At 72.6% G+C, this 9,432-nt stretch carries 6 protein-coding genes; 2 read left to right on the forward strand and 4 right to left on the reverse strand.

Annotated features, from left to right (window positions below):
- The 4 genes from BKE38_RS28300 to BKE38_RS28315 form a co-directional block, all read right to left on the reverse strand.
- Positions 1–1,043 (reverse strand): AAA family ATPase (locus tag BKE38_RS28300; protein ID WP_131829770.1); only part of this gene is annotated, 1,043 nt, incomplete at its 3' end.
- Positions 1,043–2,167: an exonuclease SbcCD subunit D gene (locus tag BKE38_RS28305; protein ID WP_076960488.1), complete on the reverse strand. Its 1,125-nt coding sequence runs from the start codon at positions 2,165–2,167 to the stop codon at positions 1,043–1,045. The genes BKE38_RS28300 and BKE38_RS28305, both read right to left, overlap by 1 nt.
- Before the next feature lie 40 nt (positions 2,168–2,207).
- Positions 2,208–6,320, reverse strand: coding sequence for a calcium-binding protein (locus BKE38_RS28310; protein WP_076960489.1), 4,113 nt, complete (start codon positions 6,318–6,320; stop codon positions 2,208–2,210).
- Between the two features lie 295 nt (positions 6,321–6,615).
- Positions 6,616–7,395: an enoyl-CoA hydratase-related protein gene (locus BKE38_RS28315; protein ID WP_076960490.1), complete on the reverse strand. Its 780-nt coding sequence runs from the start codon at positions 7,393–7,395 to the stop codon at positions 6,616–6,618.
- A gap of 67 nt (positions 7,396–7,462) precedes the next feature.
- Here BKE38_RS28315 and BKE38_RS28320 point away from each other — a divergent pair, with 67 nt between their 5' ends.
- Together BKE38_RS28320 and BKE38_RS28325 are read left to right on the forward strand one after the other, a co-directional pair.
- Positions 7,463–8,275 carry an IclR family transcriptional regulator gene (locus BKE38_RS28320; protein WP_076960491.1) on the forward strand — a complete coding sequence of 271 codons (813 nt, stop codon included), beginning with the start codon at positions 7,463–7,465 and terminating at the stop codon, positions 8,273–8,275.
- Between the two features lie 96 nt (positions 8,276–8,371).
- A complete protein-coding gene (locus BKE38_RS28325) occupies positions 8,372–9,382 on the forward strand; it encodes a Bug family tripartite tricarboxylate transporter substrate binding protein (RefSeq protein WP_076960492.1) in 1,011 nt (336 codons plus the stop codon).
- Positions 9,383–9,432: the final 50 nt, after the last annotated feature.

Consider the following 9,432-nt stretch of genomic DNA (forward strand, 5'->3'; position numbering starts at 1 on the left):
GCCTCGGCCTGGGCGAGGGCCGCCTTCTCGCGCCGGGTCCGGGCGGCCGCTGCCACCCCGGCGGCACGGGTCGCGGCTTCGGCGGAATCGCGCGCGGCCTCATCCGCCGCGGCCAGGGTCGCGGCCTGCGGCGCGGTGGCCAGGGCGCGGTCGGCGGCGGCGGCCTCCTCCCGCTTCGCCGCCATGCCGGCGGATTGCGCCTGCAGCGCGGCGAGCGCCGCGGCGGAACGGCGCGCCTCGGCATGGCGCTCGGCGGCGCGGCGGCCGGCGTCCAGAGCGGCCTGGGCGGCGGCGGCGGCGCGCTCGGTCGCGCCGGCGGCGGTCGTGGCCGCCCCGGCCTCGGCGGTGAGCCGATCCAGCGCGGCGGCGGCCTCTTCCGGCGAGGCAGCGCCGGCTTCGCCCAGCAGGCTGCGGCGGTGCTGCTCGGCCTGCTGCGCGGTGGCCAGGGCGGACTTCGCCTGCTGCGCCAGGGCCTCTTCCAGCCGCGCATAGAGATGCGTGCGGAACAAGCTGGCGAGAATCCGCTGGCGGTCGCCGGGCGGCGCGGTCAGCAGCTCGCGGAAGCGGCCCTGCGGCAGCAGCACGACCTGGCGGAATTCTTCGACGCGGTAGCCGAGCAGCTCCTCCACCTGCTCGGCAACGCGCGGCACCTGGTCGGCGATGACCAGCGGCGGGCCTTCTGCCGGCAGGCGCCACAGCACCGCCTCGCCGCCGCGCTGGACCATCTTCCCGCCGCGCCCTGGCGCCTCCTGCTTCGGCGCGCGGCGCAGTCGGTAGCGGGTCTCACCGAGGGAAAAATCGAGCTCCACCCAGGTCGGCTGCGCGGCCGCGGCATGGTGGCTGCGCAGATGGCTGGCCTCGCGCTCGTCGCCGCTGCTCTGGCCGAAGAAGGCGAAGCAGAGCGCGTCCAGCAGCGTCGTCTTGCCCGCCCCGGTGGGCCCGTGGATCAGGAACAGCCGCTGCTGGCCGAGCGCGGAGAAATCGAACTCCTGCTCGCCGGCATAGGCGCCGAAGGCGGCAAGGCGGAGGGCGAGCGGGCGCATCAGCCGTCCTCCCCCGCGCTCGCGATGGCGGCGATGGCGGGCGGGCGCGCGGCCTCCGGCAGGGCCTCGCCGCGCACCGCCTGCCAGAAGGCGTCGAGCACCGCCAGCGGGCTGTGCCGTGCGCCCGCCCGGGTCAGCGGCGTCGCGGCCGCCACGGCGCGCGACTGGAAGCGCAGGTCGAGGACATTGGGGAAGGCCTCGCGCAGCCGGGCCATGGCGTCGAAGGGGCGGTCGGTCAGGGTGACCTGCAGCCAGTCCTCGCGGCCGGTGGACTCGGCGGTGGCCAGGACCTCGGCGAGTGTGCCGGTGATCAGGCGCAGCGGGCGCCGCGCCGGCAGCGGGATGTCTTGCAGCGTCACCGCGCCGGCGGCGTCGATCTCCAGCAGGGTCGCGGATTTCTGCTGCCCGGCCTCGGAGAAGGAATAGGCCAGCGGCGAGCCTGAATAGCGGATGCGTCCGCCCGCCATGGATTGCGGCCGGTGCAGATGGCCGAGCGCGACATAGTCGAAGCCCGCCAGATGCGCCGCCGAGACGGCGCCGCTGCCGCCCACCTGCAGAAGCCGTTCGCTGTCGGATTCGAGCCCGCCCTGGACGAAGCCATGCGCCATGACGATGGCGCGCGCCGAGGGATCGCGCAGCCCGCGCAGATGGCCCATCACCGCCGCGAAGCCGGCCTCGTGGTCGGTGATGCCGGCCTCGGGGAAATGCCCGGCCAGCTGCTCCGGCGAGGCATAGTCGGCGGCCAGGATCTGCAGCGGCCCATGCGCGTCGGCAAACTGGAAGGACCGCCCCTGGGGGCTGCCCGCAATATACAGCCCGGCCGACCCCAGCAGCGGCGCGGCGAAGCCCAGGCGGCGGGCGTCGTCATGGTTGCCGGCGATCAGCGCGACCGGGATGCCAAGGCCGCGGATGATGGCGTCCAGCACCGCGCCCAGCAGTTCCACCGCCGCGGCGGGCGGGCTGGCGCGGTCATAGACATCGCCGGCCAGCAGCAGCAGGTCGGGGCGCGTGTCCCGCAGCATGTACAGGAAAGGTCCGGCCAGCAGCCATTCCTGCTCCGGCAGGAAGGGCTGGCCATGCAGCGAACGGCCCAGATGCCAGTCCGCGGTGTGCAGGATCCGCATGGAGAGCAGGCTTAGCCCGCCCCCCGCCGCGCTCCAAGGGTCACAAGGCCCAGAAGTTGTAGCTGGCCAGGCTGGTGACCCCGTTCAGCGCGATCTCGAAATCCGGCGCCAGGTCGGCATCGACATTGCCGTAGAGGATGCCGTTGCCGAAGACCAGCTGGCCTGGGCCGGTGATGCTGCCGGTGGGCGACAGGATGAAGGCCTGGTCGCCCGGCGTGGTCAGGTCGGCGTCGATGCCCGACAGGTCGAGCTGGTCGGCATAAGCCGCGGCGTTGAAATCGGCGATGACGTCGCGGACGCTGCCCAGCCCGACATCGCCGTCGCTGAAGATGAAGCGGTCATTGCCCGACCCGCCGGTCATGGTGTCGGTGCCGGGGCCGCCGACCAGCCGGTCATGGCCCTCGCCGCCCAGCAGCGTGTCGTTGCCGGCGCCGCCGAGCAGAAGATCGTCGCCGCCGCCGCCAGCCAGGATGTCGGGGCCAGCCAGCCCGCTGATGGTGTCGGCATTGCCGCGGCCGGTCAGCACGTCGGCGCCGGCGGTACCCACCAGGTTCAGCGCGGCGGGCAGCTGGAAGAGGCCAGGGGCGGTTTCCTCCAGCAGCCCGGCCAGGCCGGTCATCTGGATCGCACCGTCGGTGAAGCCGTCGCCGTTCCAGTCGATCAGCAGACTGGCGCCGTTCTGGCGGACTTCCGCCTCGCCGGCAGCGGAGAAGGCATTGGCGCCGATGAAGCGGCCGCCCAGCGCCGACAGGTCGATGCTGTCGCCGACGCCCATGTCGGTGATGGTGTCGGTGAAGGCGCCCTGCAGCTCGTCCCTGGTCCAGAGGAAGCTGTCATTGCCCAAGCCTCCGGTCATGGTGTCGCTGCCCGGCCCGCCATTCAGCGTGTCGCTGCCGGCGCCGCCGTCGAGGATGTCGTTGCCACCGGCGCCGAGCAGGATGTCGTCGCCCCCCGCCCCGCCCAGGATGTCGTTGCCCGCCTTGCCCTGCAGCGTGTCAGCGCCGGCGGTGCCGGCCAGCACCAGATCGGCGACGCGGCGATAGAGGCCGGAGCCGGTGAAGGTTTCTTCCAGCGGCACGATGGTGCCGAGGCTGAGCGTGGCATCGGCGCGGCCGTCGCCGTCGCTGTCCACCGCCAGCCAGGTGACGCCCAGCTGCCAGATGCGCAGCTGCGCCGTGCCATCGGCGGCGAAGGCGCCATCGCCCAGGAAGCGGGCGCCGAGCGCCGCGACATCCAGCAGGTCGCCCGCGGCGAAATCGGCGATGGTGTCGCCGGCGAGCTCGGCGGCGGAAAGATACCTGACGATGTCGTTGCCGGCGCCGCCGCTCAGCAGGTCGGCGCCCAGCCCGCCGATCAGCGTGTCGTTACCGGCGCCGCCGCGCAGCGTGTCGCTGCCCTCGCCACCCTGCAGCGTGTCGTTGCCGTCGTCACCCTGCAGCACGTCGTTGCCCAACCCGCCCAGCAGCGTGTCGTTCCCCTCGCCGCCGCGCAGCAGGTCGTCGCCGGCATTGCCGTTCAGCATGTCGTTGCCGTCGAGGCCGGAGAGGGTGTCGCGCCCGGCGCGGCCGGTCAGCCCGTCATTGCCGGCGCCGCCGTCCAGCACCAGATCGGCGACGCGGCGCAGCACCTCGGTGCCGGCGGTGGCCTCCTCCAGCGCGAAGTCGCCATCCAGGGAGAGCACGGCATCGGCCTGGCCGTCGCCATCGGCGTCGATCGCCAGGAAGGTCCAGCCCAGGTCGCGGCCCTGCCAGGAATCCAGCACGATCACCTGCCCGGCGACGCCGGTAAAGCCGCCATCGGTGAAGCGCAGGTCGTCGATCGGCGAGAGGTCGATGCGGTCCTCCGGCGCCAGGTCGGTGATGCGGTCCTCGAGCAGGCCGATCTCGGCGATCGAACGGTAGCGGACGATATCGGCGCCGCTGCCGCCGGTCAGCAGGTCGCGGCCCAGCCCGGCGATCAGCGTGTCGTTGTCGGCGCCGCCGATCAGGATGTCGTCGCCGGTCTCGCCGCGCAGCGTGTCGCCGCCGGGCCCGCCCTCCAGCCGGTCGTTGCCGCCCCAGCCGACCAGCGTGTCGTTGCCCTCCAGCCCGATCAGCACGTCGTCGGCGGCATCGCCCACCAGCACATTGGCGCCGGCATCGCCGGTCAGGTTGCGCGGCGTCGCCAGGGTCAGCAGGCGGGAGCCGGCGGCGGCCTCGCGCAGCGCGCCGGCGCCGGCCAGGAAGACCGCCTGCTCGGCCAGGCCGTCGCCGTCGGCATCGATCTCGATGCGCAGGCCCAGGCTGGTGCGCAGCTGCCGCGCCTCCGGCCGCGCCCCGCTGAACAGAGTGTCGCCCAGCCAGGCGAGGTTCCAGAAGGCGGTCAGGTCCAGCGTGTCGGCGCTGTTGAAGTCGGCGATGGTGTCGGTGTTGAACAGGCTGCGATCGGGCTCGATGACGAAAATGTCGTAGCCCAGCCCGCCTTCCAGCATGTCGCTGCCGCTGCCGCCGCGCAGCGTGTCATTTCCGTTGCCGCCGCGCAGCATGTCGTTGCCGGCGCCGCCGTTCAGCGTGTCGTCGCCATCCAGGCCGGAGAGGGTGTCCTGCCCGGCGGCGCCGGCCAGGATATTGGCGGCGGCGGTGCCGTTCAGCACCCGGTCGGGCGCCACGATCAGGGTCAGCGAGCCGGCCACCTGGCCTTCCAGCAGCCGGCCGCCGGTGTCGATGGCGGCCGTCGCCTCGGCCAGCCCGTCGCCGTCGATATCGACCGTCATGAGGCCGCCGTCGAAGCGGATCTCCATGCCGGCGCCGGTGAAGCTGTCATTGCCGATGAAGCTGTAGCGCCCCATGCCGGACAGGCTGAGCAGGTCACCCGCCTCGAGATCCCGGATGATGTCGCCGTCGAGCTCGGCCGCGCTGGCATAGCGGAAGATATCCTTGCCGGTGCCGCCGCGCAGGATATCGGCGCCCAGCCCGCCGACCAGCACGTCATTGCCGCTGCCGCCGATCAGCCGGTCATTGCCGCTGCCGCCGGTCAGCGTGTCGTCGCCCAGCCCGCCTTCCAGCCAGTCATGGCCGCTGCCGCCGTTCAGCGCGTCGTTGCCGGCACCGCCATGGAGCATGTCGTCGCCGGCCAGGCCGTTGACCAGGTCGTTGCCGCCGGCGCCGTCGATACGGTCGGCGCCGCCGCCGCCGCTCAGCGTCTCGGCCGTGTCCGCGCCGGTCAGCACCACGGCATTCGCCCGCTGCAGCACGCGGGAGCCCGGGCTGGTCTCCGCCAGCATGCCGCCGCCGGAGATCCAGGCCTGGGCATCGGCCACGCCGTTGCCATCCAGGTCGAGCTGCAGCCACTTGCCGGCCAGGCGGACCTCGCCGGGGGTGCGGCTGAAGGCCTCGTCGGCGATCCAGGTCAGGCTGGTCAGCCCGCTGAAATCGATGCGGTCGCCCTCGCTGAAGTCGATCAGCCGGTCGCCGTCGAACTCGGTGTTGGCGCGGTAGCGGTAGAGGTCGTTGCCCGGCCCGCCCAGCAGCGTGTCACCGCCGGCGCCGCCGACCAGCAGGTCGTTGCCGTCCCCGCCCTTCAGCACGTCGTTGCCGGCGCCGCCATCCAGCGTGTCGGCGCCGGCCATGCCGGACAGCCGGTCGTCGCCGGCGCCGCCGGTCAGCGTGTCGGCCGCGGCGGTGCCGACCAGGGTCAGCGGCGTCGCCGCGATCAGGATGCCCGAGCCATTGGCGGTCTCGGTCAGACGCTGGATGCCGGCCATGGTCAGCTGGCGCTCGACATCGCCCAGCCCGCTGACATCGACCTGCAGCAGGGTGTTGCCGTCCAGATAGGCGAGGCGCAGCTCCATGCCGGCGCCGGTGAAGGCCCGCTCGCCGATGAAGCTCAGCCCCAGCGCGCTGACATCCACCCGGTCGCCCAGGGCGAAGTCCATGATGCGGTCGAGATGCATCTCGGCCAGGGCGCGATAGCGGAAGGTGTCGTTGCCGGTGCCGCCATGCAGCGTGTCGGCGCCGCGCCCGCCGACCAGGACATCGTCCCCGCTGCCGCCGGAGAGAATATCGGCGCCCAGCCCGCCATCGATGGTGTCATTGCCGCCCAGACCCTGGATGGTGTCGTCCAGCGCCGTGCCGGTCAGCGTGTTGCCCACGCCCGTCCCGATGATGGTCGCCATGGTCGCGAAAGCCTCCCGTCCTGGAAACGACGCGCGACGAGCCTTCTGCCGGCCGGCCGGGCGGTTCTACCATGCGGGTGTTCTGCACAGCGCCGCGCGGGGTGCCTCAAAGTCGCGGCGGCGCCGCGGCACAGTCACGCGACAGCGATCGTCCTGTCCTCAGGATGAAGCGGCAGCGACGGCGCGGCGCCGCTTGCGGCAATGCTGCGGCATTGCTTCGCGCCTGCAGCGTGACGGGCCGGGCGCCGGCGCCGCATCTTGCCGCGCCCGCGCTTCGCCGGTCGGCGGGCCAGGTTTATGTTCCGGTAAACTGCGCCGCCCGCTTGCCGAAGAACGCCGCCTTGCCCTCCGCATGGTCGGCGGTCAGGAACAGCAGCGACTGGTAATGCGTCTCCTGCTCCAGCGCGCGGTCCAGCCCCTCGGCCAGCATCTGCTTGGTCAGCGCCACCGCCGCCGGGGCCTGGGCCGCCAGGATGCGCGCCTTGTTCATCGCGGCCGCGAAGGCCTGGCCCTTCGGCACCACGGCATCGGCCAGGCCGATGCGCGCCGCCTCCGCCGCGTCGATCGGCTCGCCATACAGAAGAATCTGGCGGGCGCGGGCATGGCCGACACGGCGCGGCAGGGTATGCGCCAGGCCCAGATCGGCCATCAGCCCGACCTTGCCGAAGGCGGCCATGAAGCGCGCATCCTCGGCGGCGACCACCGTGTCGCAGGCGCAGGCCAGCGACAGGCCGGCACCCGCCGCCCAGCCCTCGACCGCGGCGACCACCGGCTTCGACCCCGCCACCAGCAGCCGGATCACCGCATGCGCCGGGCGCAGCCGCTCCCGCCCCGCCAGCACCGAGCCGACATCCATCCCCGACAGGTCGCCGCCGGAGCAGAAGGTGCCGCCGGCGCCCTGCACGACGATGGCGCGGATGTCGCGGTCGCCCTCGACCCGGTCCAGCACCCGCGCCATCTCGGCGCGCAGCGCCGGCGCCAGCGCGTTCTTCCGCGCAGCATAGTCCAGCGTCAGCACCAGCACGGCGCCGTCACGGTCCTCGATCAGCCTGGGTGTCGCAGCGAGCTCGTTCATGCCGGCGTTTCCTTCTTGGCTGCGGGCAGGCTACATTCCGGATACGGGAAATCAATCGGGATATCGAATGGACAACCTGGCCCCAGCTCCCGATCGCGACACCGGCGCGCAGCGCGATGTCGGCGCCGTCATCCACGCCATCCGCATCCTGCAGCACCTGGCCGGCGCCACCGGGCCGCTGGGCGTCGCCGCCGTCGCGCGCGGCACCGGCATCAGCCCCAGCACCTGCTTCAACATCCTGCGCACGCTGACGCGGGCCCGCTTCGCCGCCTTCCGCGACAGCGACAAGACCTACACGCTGGGGCTCGCCGTGGCGGAGCTTGCCGCCGGCCTGATCGGCGTCAGCCACGCCCAGCTGATCCGTCCCGAGCTGGAGCGGCTGGCGCTGAACTACGACATGCTGATCGTGCTGTGGCGCGTCACCGAGGACGGCCACATCGTGCTGATCGACCGCGCCCACAGCCACACCGCAGTGCGCGTCGAGATGCGCGAGGGGCTGCGCCTGCCGATGCTGGTCGGCGCCGTCGGCCGCTGCGTCGCCGCCGCCCTCGACCTGCCGGTGGACGAGCTGCGCCGCCGCTTCGCCGCGCTGCGCTGGCAGTCGCCACCCAGCTTCGAGGCCTATCTGGCCGATGTCGAGGAAAGCCGCCGCACCGGCTGGAGCCTGGACAACAGCCAGCTCTACCGCGGGCTGATCACCATCGCGGCGCTGGTGCCCGACCAGCACGGCCAGCCGCGCTTCGGCCTGTCCGGCATCACCATCGCCGGCCAGCACCCGCCGGAGATCTTCCCGCGGCTCGGCGAGGAGCTGCGCGACGTCGCCGCCTTCACCAGCAAGGCGCTCTTCCCGCGCCGGGAAGACATCCGCAATACGGAATAGCATTCCCTTTTTGGAATGACAGCCGACGCGGCATCGGCTCAACTCCCCGGCACGAAGCGGACCGCCCCAAGGCGGCCACCACCCTAGGGAGAGTGCATGTCCACCATCTCGCGCCGCCATCTCGCTGCCCTGGCCGCCGGCCTGGGCCTGCCGCTCGCCGCCCGCGCCCAAGGCAGTCCCCAGGGAAACCAGGAAGGCTGGCGTCCGACCCAGACCGTCCGCGTCGTGGTGCCCGCCGCCGCCGCGGGCACCACCGACATCATGGGCCGCCTGCTGGCCGCCCACCTGACCCAGCGCTGGGGCCAGAGCGCCGTGGTCGACAACAAGTCCGGCGCCGGCGGCACGCTGGGCAGCGCCGAGGTCGCCCGCGCCCGCCCGGACGGCCACACCATCCTGCTGGGCAATATCGGCCCCCAGGCCATCGCCTATTCGCTGTTCCGCAACCTGACCTACAAGGCCGAGCAGCTGCTGCCGGTCTCCAACATGATCCGCGGGCCCAACGTGCTGGTGGTGCACCCCTCCCTGCCCGTCCACACTCCGCAGGAATTCCTGGCTTACCTCCGCGCCAACCCCGGCAAGCTGAGTTACGGCACCCCCGGCCTGGGGCAGTCGCCGCATCTGTCGGCCGTCTGGTACAACCAGCTGACCGGCACCCAGGCCACCGCCGTCCACTACCGCGGCGCCGGCCCGGCCATGATCGCCCTCGTCGCCGGCGACGTGCAGTTCAGCTTCGACAACCTGACCAGCGCCGTGGAGCAGGTCCGCGCCGGCCGCGTCCGCGCGCTCGGCGTCACCAGCGCCGAGCGCAACCCGCAGCTGCCCGACCTGCCCGCCATGCGCGAGACCCAGGCCGAGCTCGCCCGCTACGAGGTCAATTCCTGGTTCGGCGCCTTCCTGCCGGCGGGCACGCCCGACGCCATCGTCAACGCGCTGAACGCCGAGATCAAAACCCTGCTCGACATGCCGGAGACCCAGAAGAAATTCGCCGAGATGGGCGGCGTGCCGTCCTATGGGACGCCGGCCCAATACGCGGCCTTCGTCAGGGCAGAGACGGAGAAGTGGGGGGAAGTCCTCAAGAAGGAAGGGCTGCAGCTGGACGCGGGGTGAGACCGGGGGCTCCGCCCCCAGCCCCCCGCCGGGGGGACAGTGTCCCCCCG

The sequence above is a fragment of the Teichococcus deserti genome (assembly GCF_001982615.1).
GTDB lineage: Bacteria > Pseudomonadota > Alphaproteobacteria > Acetobacterales > Acetobacteraceae > Pseudoroseomonas > Pseudoroseomonas deserti.

Bases quoted from the DNA above. Each gene is read 5' to 3' on its own strand.
- BKE38_RS28325 (WP_076960492.1), top strand. From the start codon at position 8,372: ATGTCCACCATCTCGCGCCGCCATCTCGCTGCCCTGGCCGCCGGCCTG.
- BKE38_RS28315 (WP_076960490.1), bottom strand. From the start codon at position 7,395: ATGAACGAGCTCGCTGCGACACCCAGGCTGATCGAGGACCGTGACGGC.
- BKE38_RS28320 (WP_076960491.1), top strand. From the start codon at position 7,463: ATGGACAACCTGGCCCCAGCTCCCGATCGCGACACCGGCGCGCAGCGC.
- BKE38_RS28305 (WP_076960488.1), bottom strand. From the start codon at position 2,167: ATGCGGATCCTGCACACCGCGGACTGGCATCTGGGCCGTTCGCTGCAT.
- BKE38_RS28310 (WP_076960489.1), bottom strand. From the start codon at position 6,320: ATGGCGACCATCATCGGGACGGGCGTGGGCAACACGCTGACCGGCACG.